Source organism: Pseudomonas sp. NPDC088885 (genome assembly GCF_044750025.1).
Classification (GTDB): domain Bacteria; phylum Pseudomonadota; class Gammaproteobacteria; order Pseudomonadales; family Pseudomonadaceae; genus Aquipseudomonas; species Aquipseudomonas rustica.
Genome location: NZ_JBIVJB010000021.1, coordinates 1 through 17,595 on the forward strand (window position 1 = coordinate 1; position 17,595 = coordinate 17,595).

At 58.8% G+C, this 17,595-nt stretch carries 16 protein-coding genes; 13 read left to right on the top strand and 3 right to left on the bottom strand.

Going from position 1 to position 17,595, the window contains the following annotated elements; all coding sequences use genetic code 11:
* Both argF and ACIP1X_RS11825 read left to right on the top strand, forming a co-directional pair.
* On the top strand, positions 1-819 hold an 819-nt coding region (gene argF, locus ACIP1X_RS11820; RefSeq protein ID WP_400752201.1), incomplete at its 5' end, for an ornithine carbamoyltransferase.
* Complete coding sequence (locus tag ACIP1X_RS11825; RefSeq protein ID WP_212548824.1) at positions 816-1,925, top strand: ABC transporter ATP-binding protein; 1,110 nt, start codon at positions 816-818, stop codon at positions 1,923-1,925. The genes argF and ACIP1X_RS11825, both read left to right, overlap by 4 nt.
* Positions 1,926-2,117: 192 nt before the next feature.
* On the opposite strand, the gene ACIP1X_RS11830 is transcribed toward ACIP1X_RS11825, so the two are convergent.
* Both ACIP1X_RS11830 and ybaK read right to left on the bottom strand, forming a co-directional pair.
* Entirely contained in the window at positions 2,118-2,900 is a 783-nt protein-coding gene (locus ACIP1X_RS11830; protein ID WP_400752204.1) for a PhzF family phenazine biosynthesis protein, read from the bottom strand.
* Between the two features lie 98 nt (positions 2,901-2,998).
* Positions 2,999-3,469: a Cys-tRNA(Pro) deacylase gene (ybaK, locus tag ACIP1X_RS11835; protein WP_053123427.1), complete on the bottom strand. Its 471-nt coding sequence runs from the start codon at positions 3,467-3,469 to the stop codon at positions 2,999-3,001.
* Positions 3,470-3,830: 361 nt separating this feature from the next.
* On the opposite strand from ybaK, the gene ACIP1X_RS11840 reads away from it, so the two are divergent.
* The 11 genes from ACIP1X_RS11840 to ACIP1X_RS11890 all read left to right on the top strand — a co-directional run bounded on the left by ACIP1X_RS11840 (position 3,831) and on the right by ACIP1X_RS11890 (position 16,572).
* Positions 3,831-4,682 carry an MIP/aquaporin family protein gene (locus ACIP1X_RS11840; protein WP_053123429.1) on the top strand — a complete coding sequence of 284 codons (852 nt, stop codon included), beginning with the start codon at positions 3,831-3,833 and terminating at the stop codon, positions 4,680-4,682.
* A 77-nt stretch (positions 4,683-4,759) separates the two neighbouring features.
* Positions 4,760-6,262, top strand: coding sequence for a glycerol kinase GlpK (gene glpK, locus ACIP1X_RS11845; protein WP_212546291.1), 1,503 nt, complete (start codon positions 4,760-4,762; stop codon positions 6,260-6,262).
* 95 nt (positions 6,263-6,357) lie between these two features.
* Entirely contained in the window at positions 6,358-7,113 is a 756-nt protein-coding gene (locus tag ACIP1X_RS11850) for a DeoR family transcriptional regulator (RefSeq protein WP_400752208.1), read from the top strand.
* A 295-nt stretch (positions 7,114-7,408) separates the two neighbouring features.
* The gene (glpD, locus tag ACIP1X_RS11855) at positions 7,409-8,950 is read left to right on the top strand and encodes a glycerol-3-phosphate dehydrogenase (RefSeq protein WP_400752211.1); all 1,542 of its coding nucleotides are present in this window, start codon (positions 7,409-7,411) and stop codon (positions 8,948-8,950) included.
* A gap of 523 nt (positions 8,951-9,473) precedes the next feature.
* Positions 9,474-10,400 carry a glutamate/aspartate ABC transporter substrate-binding protein gene (locus ACIP1X_RS11860; RefSeq protein WP_400752214.1) on the top strand — a complete coding sequence of 309 codons (927 nt, stop codon included), beginning with the start codon at positions 9,474-9,476 and terminating at the stop codon, positions 10,398-10,400.
* A 193-nt stretch (positions 10,401-10,593) separates the two neighbouring features.
* Complete coding sequence (locus ACIP1X_RS11865) at positions 10,594-11,340, top strand: amino acid ABC transporter permease (protein ID WP_053123437.1); 747 nt, start codon at positions 10,594-10,596, stop codon at positions 11,338-11,340.
* The gene (locus tag ACIP1X_RS11870; RefSeq protein WP_003227756.1) at positions 11,340-12,011 is read left to right on the top strand and encodes an amino acid ABC transporter permease; all 672 of its coding nucleotides are present in this window, start codon (positions 11,340-11,342) and stop codon (positions 12,009-12,011) included. Before ACIP1X_RS11865 ends, ACIP1X_RS11870 begins: the two co-directional genes overlap by 1 nt.
* Complete coding sequence (locus ACIP1X_RS11875) at positions 12,008-12,742, top strand: amino acid ABC transporter ATP-binding protein (RefSeq protein WP_053123439.1); 735 nt, start codon at positions 12,008-12,010, stop codon at positions 12,740-12,742. The genes ACIP1X_RS11870 and ACIP1X_RS11875 overlap by 4 nt, the downstream gene beginning before the upstream one ends.
* Positions 12,743-12,995: 253 nt before the next feature.
* Positions 12,996-14,897: an ATP-binding protein gene (locus ACIP1X_RS11880; protein ID WP_400752216.1), complete on the top strand. Its 1,902-nt coding sequence runs from the start codon at positions 12,996-12,998 to the stop codon at positions 14,895-14,897.
* Positions 14,894-16,222: a sigma-54 dependent transcriptional regulator gene (locus ACIP1X_RS11885; RefSeq protein WP_053123444.1), complete on the top strand. Its 1,329-nt coding sequence runs from the start codon at positions 14,894-14,896 to the stop codon at positions 16,220-16,222. The genes ACIP1X_RS11880 and ACIP1X_RS11885 overlap by 4 nt, the downstream gene beginning before the upstream one ends.
* An 11-nt stretch (positions 16,223-16,233) precedes the next feature.
* Positions 16,234-16,572, top strand: a complete 339-nt coding sequence (locus ACIP1X_RS11890) for a GlpM family protein (protein ID WP_008079444.1) — start codon at positions 16,234-16,236, stop codon at positions 16,570-16,572.
* A gap of 209 nt (positions 16,573-16,781) precedes the next feature.
* On the opposite strand, the gene ACIP1X_RS11895 is transcribed toward ACIP1X_RS11890, so the two are convergent.
* Entirely contained in the window at positions 16,782-17,447 is a 666-nt protein-coding gene (locus tag ACIP1X_RS11895; RefSeq protein WP_400752219.1) for a DsbA family oxidoreductase, read from the bottom strand.
* Positions 17,448-17,595: the final 148 nt, after the last annotated feature.

The following is a 17,595-nucleotide window of genomic DNA, read 5'->3' on the forward strand; positions in this document are numbered from 1 at the left end:
GTACTGTTCGAGCCTCTGAAAAACCGCGTGCTGGGCATGATCTTCGAGAAATCCTCGACCCGCACCCGGATCTCCTTCGAGGCCGGCATGATCCAGCTCGGCGGTCAGGCGATCTTCCTCTCGCCGCGCGACACCCAACTGGGCCGTGGCGAGCCGATCGGTGACTGCGCCATCGTCATGTCGAGCATGCTCGATGCGGTGATGATCCGTACCTTTGCCCACAGCACCCTGACCGAATTCGCCGCCAACTCGCGCGTGCCGGTGATCAACGGCCTGTCCGATGACCTGCACCCGTGCCAGTTGCTGGCCGACATGCAGACGTTCCTCGAACATCGCGGTTCGATCCAGGGCAAAACCGTGGCCTGGATCGGCGACGGCAACAACATGTGCAACAGCTATATAGAAGCGGCGATTCAGTTCGACTTCCAGTTGCGCGTCGCGTGCCCGGAAGGTTACGAGCCGAACCCGGAATTCGTCGCCAAGGCCGGCGATCGCGTGACCATCGTCCGTGATCCACAAGACGCCGTGCGCGGCGCGCATCTGGTGAGCACCGACGTCTGGACTTCGATGGGTCAGGAAGAGGAAACTGCCAAGCGCCTCAAGTTGTTCGCGCCGTTTCAGGTCAACCGTGCCCTGCTCGACCTCGCTGCCGAGGACGTGTTGTTCATGCATTGCCTGCCGGCGCACCGTGGCGAAGAAATCAGTCTCGACCTGCTTGATGACCCGCGCTCCGTCGCCTGGGATCAGGCAGAAAACCGTCTCCACGCACAGAAGGCCCTGCTCGAGTTCCTCGTTGAACCGGCATATCACCACGCATGAGCCATGAATTACTGCTGAACCTGCGCAATCTCGCTTGCGGCTATCAAGATCAACGCGTGGTGCAGAACCTCAATCTGCACCTCAACGCCGGTGACATCGGCTGCCTGCTCGGCTCGTCCGGCTGCGGCAAGACCACCACCCTGCGCGCCATCGCCGGTTTTGAACCGGTGCACGAGGGCGAAATCACCCTTGGCGGCGAGACCATTTCCAGCGCCGGTTTCACCTTGGCGCCGGAGAAGCGCCGGATCGGCATGGTGTTCCAGGACTACGCGCTGTTTCCACACCTGAGCGTCGCCGACAACATCGCATTTGGTATCCGCAAGCATCCGAACAAGGAGCGCGTCACCGAAGAGCTGCTGGAACTGGTCAACCTGAAAAATCTCGGCAAGCGTTTCCCGCACGAGCTATCCGGTGGTCAGCAACAACGTGTCGCCCTCGCCCGTGCGTTGGCGCCGGAGCCACAATTGCTACTGCTCGATGAGCCGTTCTCCAACCTCGATGGCGAGCTGCGCCGCAAGCTCAGCCATGAGGTGCGCGACATTCTCAAGGCCCGTGGCACCAGCGCGATTCTGGTCACCCACGATCAGGAAGAAGCCTTTGCCGTCAGCGATCACGTTGGCGTGTTTAAAGAAGGTCGCCTGGAACAGTGGGACACGCCGTACAACCTGTATCACGAACCGGCGACGCCATTTGTGGCGAGTTTTATCGGTCAGGGTTACTTCATTCGCGGTCAGCTTGGTAGCCCGGAATCGGTGCAGACTGAATTGGGCGAACTGCGCGGCAATCGGGCTTATACCTGGCCGATTGGCGGGGCGGTGGATGTGTTGCTGCGTCCGGATGACATTGTTTATGCACCGGACAGTTCGTTGAAAGCGCGGATTGTCGGCAAGACGTTCCTCGGGGCTTCGACCTTGTATCGCCTGCAACTGCCGACGGGTGCGCAGCTGGAATCGATTTTCCCGAGCCATGCGGATCATCAGGTTGGCGCGGAAGTGGGAATTCGTGTTGCGGCTGAACACTTGGTGCTGTTCCAGGCCTCCGGCAGCACCGCTGCGCAGATCCCGGCAGTTGAGAACGGCGTCCGCCGCTACAACACCGCCCTCTGATCCAACACCGAATCGAAATGTGGGTGGCTTTTGTGGCGAGGGGATTTATCCCCGATGGGGCGCGAAGCGGCCCTTAATCCTGCCAGCGCGGAGCATCTGTTGCTCCGCATGCAATGGTTTTGGGGCTGCTACGCAGCCCATCGGGGATAAATCCCCTCGCCACAAAGTTTCACTCCTACAAGGGGTTCGGACTCATCCCAATAACAGGGTGCCGCTCGCGACGAGCGTTGCATGCCCGCCAATCTTCACCCGTTCACCTTCCAGCCGACAAAACAACTCCCCGCCCCGCGCCGAGCGCTGACACGCGGTCAGGCTCGATTTGCCCAGACGTTTTGACCAATACGGAATCAAGCTGCAGTGCGTCGACCCGGTCACCGGGTCTTCATTGATGCCAATCGCCGGGGCGAAATAGCGCGAGACAAAATCGTGCTGATTGCCCCGCGCGGTGACGATTGCACCGAGCCACGGCAGTTTGGCCAGCGCGACCATGTCCGGCTTGCAATCGAGTACGGCCTGCTCCGACTCCAGCACCACAAACAGTTCGTTCGAGCCGAGCACATCAACCGCTTCAACGCCCAGCGCCCGCTCGACATCCAGGGTCACGCCAATCTCTGACGGCACGATCGAGGGGAAATCCAGCCACAAAAGCCCATCTGCCCGCGTCACGCTCAACGGCCCGGACTTGCAGGTGAAGTCGATACGCTCGGCCGTTTCCTTGTAGATCTCGAACAACACATAAGCGCTGGCCAGCGTCGCATGGCCGCACAACGGCACTTCAGTAGTAGGAGTAAACCAACGGATATGCCAGGCCGAACCTTCACGCACCAGAAACGCGGTTTCCGCCAGGTTGTGTTCACCCGCGATCTTTTGCATCAAATCATCGGCGAGCCACGCCTCCAGCCGATAAACCATCGCCGGGTTGCCACTGAACGGCCGCTCACTGAATGCGTCAACCTGATGAAACTCGAGCTGCATAACCTTCTCCTTAAGTCAGTCGGCAGAGCATGCAGCGCATGCCGGATCAGCGCCAGCGACAGAACCGGCCAATTTTCTTCATACAGAATCAGCCAACATTACGCACGACCGATGTCGGCGAATTTGGCCTGGGTGTGTTCTGCGAGCACGGCGGGTGCCAATTCGACTTCCAGCCCACGCCGGCCGGCGCTGACATAAATAGTCGCAAACGCCTGAGCCGAATTATCGATGAAGGTGCGCAGACGCTTTTTCTGCCCCAACGGACTGATACCGCCCAACAAATAACCGGTTGATCGCTGCGCCGCTGCCGGATCAGCCATCTCGACTTTTTTCACCCCCGCCGCCTGCGCCAGACCTTTGAGGTCGAGGCTTCCGACGACCGGCACTACGGCCACCAGCAGCTCACCTTTTTCACTCGCCGCCAGCAAGGTTTTGAACACCTGCGCTGGCTCGAGCGCCAGTTTTTCCGCAGCCTCCAGCCCGTAGGACGCGGCCTTCGGATCATGTTCGTAACTGTGCACGCGATGTTCGGCACGAACTTTTTTCAACAAGTCCAACGCAGGGGTCATGGCAGCTCCAGGCTCGGCAATGGCAGAAAATCCTGCGCCGGATTCTAGGACATCGAGCCGTAAAAGGCTCTATCCCGGCCCCGAATTACGCGGCTTTGCAGGTAATTCAAAACGCTACGAAAGCGGTCACCCAGCGAGTCATTCATGTGACTGATAGTTCTATTGTGACTGACGGTTCACTTTCGACCTTTGACAGGTTTGTTTCTTGTCTATATTTTTTCGAATCTGAATAATGTAAGAATTATCATCATTGCAGCACTCAGCAGTAAACCGGGAAACGAATGGGGATTCCGACCCGGTGAAAATCGCGCCTTGCCCTGTCGGCAATCGCGCCAGACAACAACAAAAATTGAGGTTTTCAATGACAACTGCTTTACAGCAACCATCGCTTTCGAGCCAATGCATGGCCGAATTTCTGGGTACTGCACTTCTGATCTTTTTTGGCACTGGCTGTGTCGCCGCGCTCAAAGTCGCGGGCGCCAGCTTCGGCCTGTGGGAAATCAGCATCATCTGGGGCGTCGGCGTGAGCATGGCGATCTACCTCACGGCCGGGGTTTCCGGCGCGCACCTGAACCCGGCCGTCAGCATCGCCCTGGCAATCTTCGCCGATTTCGAAAAGCGCAAACTGCCCTTCTATATTCTTGCGCAGATCGCCGGCGCCTTCTGCGGCGCGCTGTTGGTTTACACGCTGTACAGCAATCTATTCTTCGATTACGAACAAACTCACCAAATGGTTCGCGGGTCCGCCGCCAGCCTTGAGCTGGCCTCGGTGTTCTCGACGTTCCCGAATCCAGTGCTGTCCACCGCCCAGGCATTCCTGGTCGAGATGATCATCACCGCGATCCTGATGGGCGTGATCATGGCCTTGACCGACGACAACAATGGTCTGCCAAGAGGCCCGATGGCGCCGCTGCTGATCGGCTTGCTGATCGCGGTGATCGGCAGCTCGATGGGCCCGCTGACCGGTTTTGCGATGAACCCGGCGCGTGACTTCGGTCCGAAACTGATGACTTTCTTCGCTGGCTGGGGTGAAATTTCCTTCACTGGCGGCCGCGATATTCCGTACTTCCTGATTCCGATTTTTGCACCGATTGTCGGTGCCTGCCTCGGCGCTGCCGGGTATCGCGGGCTCATCGCCCGTCACCTGACCGGCGCCACACCTGCTACAAAGGATGCAGAACCGGCCATTGACGGCAAACCAAGAACTTCTTGAAACAGTCGGCGCAGGCTCCTGCCCATCCGAGCCTGCGCCACGGCCCAATCACCCTTATTTCGTCCAAGGCAATCGACATGACCGACATTCAGAATAAGAACTACATCATTGCCCTCGATCAGGGTACGACCAGCTCTCGCGCGATCATTTTTGACCGCGACGCGAACGTGGTCTGCACCGCGCAGCGCGAATTCGCTCAGCATTACCCGCAAGCCGGTTGGGTCGAACACGATCCGATGGAAATCTTCGCCACCCAAAGTGCGGTGATGGTTGAAGCGCTGGCACAGGCCGGTCTGCACCACGACCAGGTCGCGGCTATCGGCATCACCAACCAGCGTGAAACCACCGTGGTCTGGGACAAGACCACCGGTCGCCCGGTCTACAACGCCATCGTCTGGCAGTGCCGCCGCAGCACCGAAATCTGCCAGCAGCTCAAGCGCGATGGCCACGAGCAATACATCAGCGACACCACCGGTCTGGTCACCGACCCGTACTTCTCCGGCACCAAACTGAAGTGGATCCTCGATAACGTCGAAGGCAGCCGCGAGCGTGCGCGCAACGGCGAGCTGCTGTTCGGCACCGTCGATAGCTGGCTGATCTGGAAATTCACTGGCGGCAAGGTGCACGTCACCGACTACACCAACGCCTCGCGCACCATGCTCTTCAACATTCACTCGCTGGAGTGGGACGCGAAGATGCTGGAGATCCTCGACATCCCGCGCGAGATGCTTCCGGAAGTTAAAGCGTCATCGGAAATCTACGGCCACACCAAGAGCGGCATCGCCATCGGCGGTATCGCCGGCGACCAGCAAGCGGCGCTGTTCGGTCAAATGTGCGTAGAACCAGGTCAGGCGAAAAACACCTACGGCACCGGCTGCTTCCTGCTGATGAACACCGGCGACAAAGCGGTGAAATCGCAGCACGGCATGCTCACCACCATCGCTTGCGGCCCGCGCGGCGAAGTGGCTTACGCCCTGGAAGGCGCGGTATTCAACGGCGGTTCGACCGTGCAGTGGCTGCGTGATGAGCTGAAAATCATCAACGACGCCCACGACACCGAATACTTCGCCAATAAAGTGAAGGACAGCAACGGCGTGTACCTGGTGCCAGCCTTCACCGGCCTGGGCGCTCCTTACTGGGATCCGTACGCCCGTGGCGCACTGTTCGGCCTGACGCGCGGCGTTCGCGTGGATCACATCATCCGCGCCGCGCTGGAATCGATCGCCTACCAGACCCGCGACGTGCTCGACGCCATGCAACAGGACTCCGGCGAACGCCTCAAAGCCCTGCGCGTGGACGGCGGTGCGGTGGCGAACAACTTCCTCATGCAATTCCAGGCCGACATCCTCGGCACTCAGGTCGAGCGCCCGCAAATGCGCGAAACCACGGCACTCGGTGCGGCGTATCTGGCTGGTCTGGCGTGCGGTTTCTGGGGCAGCCTGGAAGAGCTGCGCGGCAAAGCGGTGATCGAGCGCGAGTTCGAACCGAGCCTGGACGAAGTCGAGAAAGAGAAGCTGTACAAAGGCTGGAAAAAAGCCGTCAGCCGCACCCGTGACTGGGCGCGTGAAGACGCTGAATAAGCCAACCTGAGTACTTGTAAAGGCTTGTAACTGGTAGGGAGGAGATTCCTGCGGCATCATGGGCAAATTTTGCACGGCAGCCCAAAGGAAGCCCCATGAATCTGCCTCCCCGTCAGCAGCAAATCCTCGAGCTGGTTCGCGAACGCGGCTATGTGAGCATCGAGGAAATGGCCACGCTGTTCGTTGTTACCCCGCAAACCATCCGCCGCGACATCAATCAGCTCGCGGAAGCCAATCTGCTCCGTCGCTACCATGGCGGCGCGGCCTACGATTCCAGTGTTGAAAACACAGCCTATGCGATGCGCGCCGATCAAATGCGCGATGAAAAACAACGCATCGGTGAAGCCATCGCCGCACAGATCCCCGATCACGCCTCGCTGTTCATCAACATCGGCACTACCACCGAGTCGATTGCCCGTGCCCTGCTCAATCACAACCATCTGAAGATCATCACCAATAACTTGCACGTGGCGTCGATGCTCAGTGCCAAGGATGATTTCGATGTGCTGCTGACCGGTGGCAATGTCCGTCGTGACGGCGGTTTGGTCGGTCAGGCGAGTGTGGATTTCATCAATCAATTCAAGGTTGATTTCGCGCTGGTCGGGATTAGCGGGATTGATGAAGACGGCAGTTTGCTGGACTTTGATTATCAGGAAGTGCGGGTTTCGCAGGCGATCATTGCCAATGCGCGGCAGGTGATTCTGGCGGCGGACTCGAGCAAGTTCGGGCGTAATGCGATGATTCGTCTTGGGCCGATCAGTCTGATTGATTGTTTGGTGACCGATCAGCAGCCTGTGCCGGCGTTGGCGCAGTTGTTAAGTCAGCACAAGATTCGCCTGGAAGTCGTTTAACCCTTCTTATCTTCATTGGCTGTACCGACGCCTTCGCGAGCAGGCTCGCTCCCACACTGGAATGCATTTCAAACTGTGGGAGCGAGCCTGCTCGCGAAAGCGATCACTCAAACAACACACCTCTCGCGCCATTAAGCGCCTCCCATGTTCGAAAATTTTCCTTTCCCCTCCCTTCGATGAGTTTTTTCAATCGAAGTCGACTGGCTGTGCGCGTCTTTATCGGCTACCATTTTCGCAAATGAACATTCATGTTCGATTTCCAATATAGAAAATCAAAAGAGCCTGAGGCCAGCCGATGTCCACATCTACCTTGCGTACGCCCCCTATCTCCGAGATCTACGACCTCGCCGTTATCGGCGGCGGGATCAATGGGGTGGGGATCGCAGCGGATGCCGCCGGTCGCGGTCTCTCGGTGTTCCTTTGCGAAAAGGACGACCTCGCCAGCCACACTTCGTCGGCCAGCAGCAAGCTGATCCACGGTGGCCTGCGCTACCTCGAACATTACGAATTCCGCCTGGTGCGCGAAGCACTGGCCGAGCGCGAAGTGCTGCTGGCCAAAGCCCCGCACATCGTCAAGCCAATGCGCTTCGTGCTGCCGCACCGTCCGCACCTGCGTCCGGCGTGGATGATTCGTGCCGGCCTGTTCCTGTATGACAACCTCGGCAAGCGCGAAAAACTGCCAGGTTCGAAAAGCCTCAAGTTCGGCGCCGACAGCGCGCTGAAAAGCGAAATCAAGAAAGGCTTCGAATACTCCGATTGCTGGGTCGACGACGCCCGCCTCGTGGTACTCAACGCCATGGCCGCCCGCGAAAAAGGCGCCCACGTACACACCCAGACCCGTTGCGTCAGCGCCCGGCGCGCCAAAGGTTTGTGGCACCTGAACCTGGAACGCGCCGACGGCAGCCTGTTTTCGATCACCGCCAAAGCGCTGGTGAACGCCGCCGGCCCGTGGGTTGCCAAGTTCATTCGTGACGATCTGAAGATGGAATCGCCGTACGGCATCCGTCTGATTCAAGGCAGCCATATCATCGTGCCGAAACTGTACGAAGGCGATCACGCGCACATTCTGCAAAACGAAGATCAGCGCATCGTTTTCACCATTCCGTACTTGAACAACCACTTCACCCTGATCGGCACCACCGACCGTGAATACACTGGCGATCCGGCGAAGGTCGCCATCACCGAAGGCGAAACCGATTACCTGCTGAAAGTGGTCAACGCACACTTCAAGAAACAAGTCAGCCGCGAAGACATCCAGCACAGCTACTCGGGCGTGCGCCCACTGTGCAACGACGAATCCGACAACCCGTCGGCGGTCACTCGCGATTACACCTTGGCGCTGTCCGGCAGCACTGAAGAAGCGCCGCTGCTGTCGGTGTTCGGCGGCAAGCTGACCACCTACCGCAAACTCGCCGAATCGGCGATGGCGCAACTGATGCCGTTCTTCACCCAGATGCGCCCGAGCTGGACGGCCACCGCCACCCTGCCCGGCGGCGAAGACATGACCACGCCGCAAGCCTTGAGCGCGCTGATTCGTGACAAGTACGACTTTGTGCCGAGCGAGATCGCGCGTCGCTGGTCGACCACGTACGGCAGCCGCACCTGGCGCATGCTCGAAGGCGTTGAAACCCTCGCCGACATGGGCGAACACATTGGCGGCGGGCTCTACACCCGTGAAGTCGATTACCTGTGCAGCGAAGAGTGGGCGACCACGGCGCACGACATTCTGTGGCGTCGTAGCAAGCTGGGGTTGTTTACCACTCCGGCGGAGCAGGAGAAGCTTGCGGCGTATCTGGGTAAGGTTGAGCAGAACCGTAGCAAGATTGAAGCGGCGTGATTTGAACATTGGTTAAACAAAAAGCCCCTGAATCGTAAGGTTCAGGGGCTTTTTGTTTTGTGGGTTTTATTGAATTTCATTGAGTCAGTTAGATCTTTTCCCCCTCACCCCAGCCCTCTCCCCCAGGGGGTAGAGGGGGAAGGGAGCCGATCTCTGCGGGGTTCCAAATCTGCGTTCGGCTCGGTTTCCCAAGTCGCCGTAGTTAGCTCAAACAACCCGGTCAGTCCCCTCTCCCTCCGGGAGAGGGCTAGGGTGAGGGGCTCTTTACCGTTCGGTTTTCCGAACGAGACTCCTCGGTCAATTCGGTTAACCGGATCTACCCATACAAAAAAATCCGCCATAAAACTTTAATCTCTCTATAAATCATCTACTTATCCATTCGTCACTGGTCTGGCACGAGTCATGCTCTACACTCTCTCGACGAATGCCTGTTGTGCCAACACTTCAGGAGCCGTCAGGCATTCGAAGCACAAAAGGGCCGACGAACTGGCTCCATAAAAAAAACAATGTCGAGGAAAATTTGATGCGCATCGTTCCCCATATCCTGGGCGCAGCCATTGCTGCCGCTCTGATCAGCACGCCAGTTTTCGCCGCCGAACTCACCGGCACCCTGAAGAAAATCAACGATTCGGGCACCATCACGCTCGCTCACCGCGACAGCTCCATTCCGTTTTCCTACATTGCAGATGCTTCCGGCAAACCAGTGGGCTACTCCCACGACATTCAGGTGGCTATCGTTGAAGCCCTGAAAAAAGACCTGAACAAGCCCGATCTGCAGGTCAAATACAACCTGGTGACCTCGCAAACCCGTATCCCGCTGATCCAGAACGGCACCGCGGATATCGAGTGCGGCTCGACCACCAACAACGCCGAACGCGCTCAGCAAGTCGACTTCACCGTCAACATCTTCGAAATCGGCACGCGTCTGCTGGTCAAGAAAGACAAGGATGGCAAGCCGTCCTACGCTGACTTCGCCGACCTCAAAGGCAAAAACGTCGTGACCACCGCTGGCACCACGTCCGAGCGCATCATCAAAGCGATGAACGCCGACAAGCAGATGGGCATGAACATCATCTCCGCCAAAGACCACGGCGAATCCTTCAACATGCTGGAAAGCGGTCGCGCCGTTGCCTTCATGATGGACGACGCTCTGCTGGCCGGCGAAGAAGCCAAGGCCAAGAAGCCGAACGACTGGATCATCACCGGTACTCCACAGTCCTTCGAAGCCTATGCGTGCATGGTTCGTAAAGACGACCCGGCCTTCAAGAAAGCCGTCGATGACGCCATCGTTGCGCTGTACAAGTCTGGCGAGATCAACAAGATCTACAGCAAATGGTTCGAGAGCCCGATCCCACCAAAAGGCCTGAACCTCAACTTCCCGATGAGCGACAAGGTAAAAGGTCTGATCGCCACCCCGAGCGACAAGCCGGCGCCTGACGTAAAAATCTGATTCCTGACTAACCTTATCTCCTGAGGGAGCCACTCTCCCTCAGGCGTCTGTTACTACCTGCTGGCTGTACTGTGGAACACTCGACCTGGCGGTTTTCGAGCCGATCGCGTGTGCCCGGCGTTCAACGTCGGACGGGAAAGGATTTTCCCCGAGCGGGTGCTTGTACATCGATCGATCTCGAGGGGAGACCCTAATGAATTACAACTGGGACTGGGGCGTGTTCTTCAAGTCCACCGGCGTCGGCAGCGAGACTTATCTCGACTGGTACGTCACTGGTTTGGGCTGGACCATTGCCATTGCCATCGTGGCATGGATCATCGCCTTGCTGCTGGGCTCCATTCTGGGGGTCATGCGCACTGTGCCAAACCGCATCGTATCGGGCATCGCGACCTGCTACGTGGAACTGTTTCGTAACGTGCCGCTACTGGTTCAGCTGTTCATCTGGTACTTCCTGGTGCCCGATCTGCTGCCGCAAAACCTGCAGGACTGGTACAAACAAGACCTCAACCCGACCACCTCGGCTTACCTGAGCGTTGTCGTGTGCCTGGGCTTGTTCACCGCTGCGCGTGTTTGCGAGCAAGTGCGTACCGGCATTCAGGCGCTGCCACGCGGCCAGGAATCCGCCGCGCGTGCCATGGGTTTCAAGCTGCCGCAGATCTACTGGAACGTGCTGCTGCCCCAGGCCTACCGCATCATCATTCCGCCGCTTACCTCGGAATTCCTCAACGTCTTCAAGAACTCCTCTGTGGCGTCCTTGATCGGTTTGATGGAATTGCTGGCACAAACCAAACAGACCGCCGAATTTTCGGCCAACCTGTTTGAAGCCTTCACCCTGGCCACGCTGATCTACTTCACCCTGAACATGAGCCTGATGCTGCTGATGCGCGTGGTCGAGAAGAAAGTCGCGGTGCCTGGCCTGATCTCCGTGGGGGGCAAATAATGGACTTCGATTTCAGCGGCATCATCCCCGCTATCCCGGGCCTGTGGAACGGCATGGTGATGACCTTGCAGTTGATGGTCATGGGCGTCGTCGGCGGCATCGTGCTCGGTACCATCCTGGCGCTGATGCGCCTGTCGTCGAGCAAACTGTTGTCACGCGTGGCCGGCGCTTATGTGAACTACTTCCGTTCGATCCCGCTGCTGCTGGTGATCACCTGGTTCTATCTGGCGGTGCCGTTCGTGCTGCGCTGGATCACCGGTGAAGACACACCGATTGGCGCGTTCACCTCCTGCGTCGTCGCCTTCATGATGTTCGAAGCCGCGTACTTCTGCGAAATCGTCCGCGCCGGTGTGCAGTCGATCCCCAAAGGTCAGATGGCCGCTGCACAGGCGATGGGCATGACCTATGGCCAGACCATGCGTCTGATCATCCTGCCTCAGGCGTTCCGCAAGATGACGCCGTTGCTGCTGCAACAGTCGATCATCCTGTTCCAGGACACCTCGCTGGTTTACACCGTGGGTCTGGTGGACTTCCTCAACTCCGCCCGCTCCAGCGGCGACATCATTGGCCGTTCCAACGAGTTCCTGATCTTCGCCGGTGTCGTCTACTTCATCATCAGCTTTTCCGCCTCGCTGCTGGTCAAGCGTCTGCAAAAAAGGTTCGCCGTATGATCTCTATCAAGAACATCAACAAGTGGTATGGGGACTTCCAGGTACTGACGGATTGCAGCACCGAGGTCAAAAAAGGCGAAGTGATCGTGGTCTGCGGCCCGTCCGGTTCGGGTAAATCGACCCTGATCAAATGCGTCAACGCGCTGGAGCCGTTCCAGAAAGGCGACGTCGTGGTTGACGGTACGTCGATTGCCGATCCGAAGACCAACCTGCCGAAACTGCGTTCGCGCGTCGGCATGGTGTTCCAGCATTTCGAACTGTTTCCGCACCTGACCATCACCGAAAACCTGACCATCGCGCAGATCAAAGTGTTGGGCCGCAGCAAGGAAGAGGCGACCAAAAAAGGTCTGCAACTGCTCGAGCGCGTGGGTTTGTCGGCGCACGCGCACAAGCATCCGGGGCAACTGTCCGGTGGTCAGCAACAGCGTGTGGCAATTGCCCGTGCGCTGGCGATGGATCCGATCGTCATGCTGTTCGACGAACCGACCTCGGCGCTCGACCCTGAGATGGTTAACGAAGTGCTCGACGTGATGGTGCAACTGGCTCATGAAGGCATGACCATGATGTGCGTGACCCACGAAATGGGTTTTGCGCGCAAAGTGGCCGATCGCGTGATCTTCATGGACGCCGGCAAGATCATCGAAGACTGCCCGAAAGAGGAATTCTTCGGCGACATCAAGGCCCGCTCCGAACGCGCGCAGCACTTCCTCGAGAAAATCCTGCAGCACTAAAAGCAACACACCCGCACCCTGTCTGTGGGGTGCGGGCTGCCTGACAATGAGATCCCCTGTGGCGAGGGGATTTATCCCCGTCCGGCTGCGCAGCAGTCGTAAAACCTGTGCATGCGGTCTTTCAGTTAAACCGCATTGATGGTTTTGGGGCTGCTTCGCAACCCAACGGGGATAAATCCCCTCGCCACAGAGTCCACCTCCAAACCAGCGGTGATTCACAAACAAGTGTTGTGGTTGACCCAAGGCATCTGTGATGAAATGCGACCCCAATCTCTATCGCGCCGCGCCGCCATCACTTGCCGTGAAGCCCCGTCTGATTCGTCATTTGTTCCTGCCGCCGCTGATCATCATTTTGATGGTCGGGTTGGGTTACGCCGGGTTCTGGGTCAGTGAGCACTTTGGCATTCGCAACCTCAGCGAAAACGGCCAGCGCCAGCTCGAACTGAACGCCCGCGCGGTCGAAAGCGAGATCAGCAAATACACCTACCTGCCCAGCCTGCTGGAACTCGAAACCAGTGTGTCGCGGCTGCTGGCCGACCCGACCCCGGAACACCGGCAAACGGTCAATGCTTACCTTGAAGGCCTGAACCGACGCAGTCGCAGTCGGGCCATCTACGTCATGGACACCACCGGCCGCGTCATGGCCACCAGCAACTGGCGCGATGTCGACAGTTACCTCGGTGAAGACCTGTCCTTCCGTGCCTATTTCCAGAAAGCCGTGCGCGGTGAGCCCGGGCGTTTCTACGGCATCGGCAGCACCAACGGCGAACCCGGTTACTACCTCGCCCACGGCCTCGAAGAGCACGGCAAGATCATCGGCGTCGCCGTGGTCAAAGTGCGTCTGGAAGCCATGGAAGAACGCTGGCAGCGCGCGCGTCTCGAAGCGTTTGTCAGCGATGAAAACGGCATCATCATTCTTTCCAGCGATCCGGCACGCCGGCTCAAATCAGTGATTCCGCTGAGCGAGCAAACCAAAGAAAAACTCGCCCGCAGCCTGCAGTACTACTGGTTCCCGCTCAACGAATTGCAACCGCTGGCCCGCGAAACATTGGCCGAAGGTGTGGAGAAACTCACCTTCCCGGCCAACAGCGAAGTGCAGTCAGGCGAGGACGACATCAGCTACCTGGCGCAGACTCGGCCGCTAAGCGACACGCCGTGGAATTTCACCCTGCTCACGCCGCTGCAGGACTTGCGACGCGAGGCGATCAACCAAGGCATTCTCGTCGCCGTGGCGTTCGCACTGGTCGCCTTCCTGCTGATCGCCTGGAACGAGCGACGCAAGGTCATCGCCACCCGCCTCGCCGCCCGCGAAGCCTTGCAGGAAGCCAATAATCAACTGGAGCGTCGGATTACCGAACGCACCACCGACCTGCGCGCCAGCAACGAGCGCTTGAAGAGTCAGATCCGCGAACGCCGTCAGGCCGAAGAGACCTTGCGCCGCGCGCAGGATGAACTGGTGCAGGCCGGCAAACTCGCGGCCATCGGCCAGATGTCGACCAGCATTGCCCACGAATTGAATCAGCCACTGGCCGCGATGCGCACGCTCTCGGGCAACACCGTGCGTTTTCTGGAACGCGGTCAGCTCGACGTCGCCAGCACCAACCTCAAGACCATCAACGACTTGATCGACCGCATGGGCCGAATCACCGCGAGCCTGCGTTCGTTCGCCCGTCGGGGTGACAATCAGGGTCAGGCCAGTCTCGGCAAAGCCGTGGACGCCGCACTGCAATTGCTCGGTGCGCGCGTTGAGCATGCGGCGCTGCAAATCCATCGGCAGTTCATCGACGTGCAAGTGCAGATCGACCAGACTCGCCTCGAACAGATCCTGGTCAATCTGGTCGGCAACGCCCTCGATGCGATGCAGGCGCAACCGCAGCCCGAACTGTGGCTGGAGGGCGAAGAATTCAACGGCAAATATCGCCTGCGCGTGCGCGACAACGGTCACGGCATCGACGCCGAGGCGCGCAAGCATCTGTTCGAGCCGTTCTTCACTACCAAACCCGGCGAACAAGGCCTGGGTCTGGGCCTGACGCTTTCCGCCAGCCTCGCCGCTGCCACCGGCGGTCATCTGGGTGTCGAACACCCGGGCGGCGGCGGAACCACTTTCGTCCTCAGTTTACCGTTGGTAAGCCCTACTCCCGCCGAGCCAATATGAACCAAGAACTCAGTGTGCTGATCGTCGAAGACGACCCCCATGTGCTGCTCGGCTGCCAACAAGCGCTGACGCTGGAAGACATTCCCTGCGTCGGCGTCGGCAGTGCCGAAGAAGCGCTGGAGCGGGTCGGCGACAATTTTGCCGGCATCGTCATCAGCGACATTCGCCTGCCGGGCATCGATGGCCTCGAACTGCTCACGCGCCTCAAGCAGCGCGACCGTAGCCTGCCAGTGGTGTTGATCACCGGGCATGGCGACATCTCCATGGCCGTCGGCGCGATGCAGAAAGGCGCCTACGATTTCATGGAAAAACCGTTCTCGCCGGAACGTCTGGTCGATGTTGCGCGACGTGCGCTCGAGCAACGCAGCCTCGCTCGCGAAGTGTCGTCGCTGCGTCGGCAACTGGCCGAACGTGATTCGCTCGAAGGACGCATCATCGGTCGCTCGCCGGCCATGCAGAACCTGCGCGAACTGATCGCCAACGTCGCCGACACCTCGGCCAACGTGTTGATCGAAGGCGAAACCGGCACCGGTAAAGAACTGGTCGCCCGTTGCCTGCACGATTTCAGTCGGCGCCACAGCAAACAGTTCGTCGCGCTGAACTGCGGCGGTCTGCCGGAAAACCTCTTCGAAAGTGAGATCTTCGGCCACGAGGCCAACGCCTTCACCGGTGCCGGCAAACGGCGCATCGGCAAGATCGAACACGCCGACGGTGGCACGCTGTTCCTCGATGAAGTGGAAAGCATGCCGCTGCCGTTACAGATCAAACTGCTGCGCGTGTTGCAGGAACGCACCCTAGAACGCCTCGGATCGAACCAGAGCGTGGCAGTAGATTGCCGAGTGATCGCAGCGACCAAATCCGACCTCGACGAGTCGAGCAAGGCTGGCGAATTCCGCAGCGATTTGTACTACCGCCTCAACGTGGTGACGCTGGAATTGCCGCCCCTGCGCGAGCGCCGCGAAGACATTTTGCAACTGTTCGAACACTTCACTCAGCAATCGGCCCTGCGCTTCGACCGCGCGTTGCCGGAACTGGACAACCAGACCTTGTCGAACCTGATGAGCCACGACTGGCCGGGCAACGTGCGTGAATTGCGCAACGTCGCTGAGCGCTTTGCTCTCGGCCTGCCGGCGTTCAAAAAGTCCGGTGCCAACAGCGGCGGACAAGGCCTGGGCTTTGCCGAAGCGGTGGAAGCCTTCGAACGCAACCTGCTCAGCGATGCATTGCAGCGCAGCGGCGGTAACCTGACTCAGGCGAGTCTTGAGCTGGGCATGGCCAAGACCACACTGTTCGACAAAGTAAAAAAATACGGCCTGAGCCATTAAGCGAGAACGACGTGGATCTGTTTTTCAAAGCGCTGTTGGGCGCAGCGGTGGTGCTGATCATCGCGGCGCTGTCGAAGACCAAAAATTACTACATCGCCGGATTGGTGCCGCTGTTTCCGACGTTTGCGCTGATTGCGCATTACATCGTCGGCAAGGGACGTTCGATCGAGGATTTGAAGACCACGATCGTGTTCGGGATGTGGTCGATCATTCCGTACTTCGTCTATCTGGCGACGCTCTATGTGATGGTAGACCGGATGCGGCTGGAGGCGTCGTTGGCGGTGGCGGCGGTGGCTTGGTTGATGGCGGCCACGGTGTTGGTGACGGTTTGGGTGCGCCTGCACAGTTAAGGTCAAAAGCGACCCTCACCCCAGCCCTCTCCCGGAGGGAGAGGGGCAGACCGCGGTGTCGTTCAAGTTACATCGACCTGAAAAACCGAGTCGATTATGGATTCAGCGAAGCACGCTCAGGTCGGCGAATCACTTCAGCATCCCCCAATCAGTCCCCTCTCCCTCGGGGAGAGGGTTAGGGTGAGGGGCTTTTTGGCTCCTGCCCCATATCAGCTAACCGTCCCACCCTTCGACTCGGCCATGATCTGCCGAATGGCCCCGACAAATGTTTCTACCGGTTGTCCGCCCGTCACCGCGTACTGGCCGTTAAACACCACCGTCGGCACCGAACTCACTCCCCGCTGCAACCATACCTGCTCTTCTTCGCGCACCTCATCGGCAAATTCGTCCGACGCCAGAATCGCCTCGGCCCGCTGGCGATCCAGCCCGACACTCTCAGCAATCTGCACCAGTTGGCCGTGATCGGAAGGATTGCCGCCATCGCTGAAATACGCCTTGAACAACGCTTCCTTCAACGGCAACTGCAACCCCTCAAGCTCCGCCCAATGCAGCAAACGGTGCGCATCGAAGGTGTTGTAAATGCGGCTGTTGGAATCGGTGCGAAAAGCAAACCCCAGTTCTGCACCACGAGCGCGGATCGCGTCGCGATTCTTCTGCGATTGCTCCGGCGTCGAGCCGTACTTTTCTTGAATGTGCTCGGCGATGTTCTGCCCGTCAGCGCCCATTTTCGGATTCAGCTCGAACGGCTGGAAGCGGATCTCGGCCTGCACTTCGTTGCGCAGGATTTCCAGCGCTTTCAGCAAGCCATACAAACCAACAACGCACCACGGGCAGGACACGTCGCTGACAAAATCGATTTTCAGAGCGGAATTCATCAAACACCTCGCAGGGGAAATCGTGCGGGAAAGTTTGCACGATACACCTGACCCGGATTTTTTGGTGTCCCTGTTGGCCCCTTCGCGAGCAGGCTCGCTCCCACATTTGGAATGCACTCCCCTGTGGGAGCGAGCCTGCTCGCGAAGA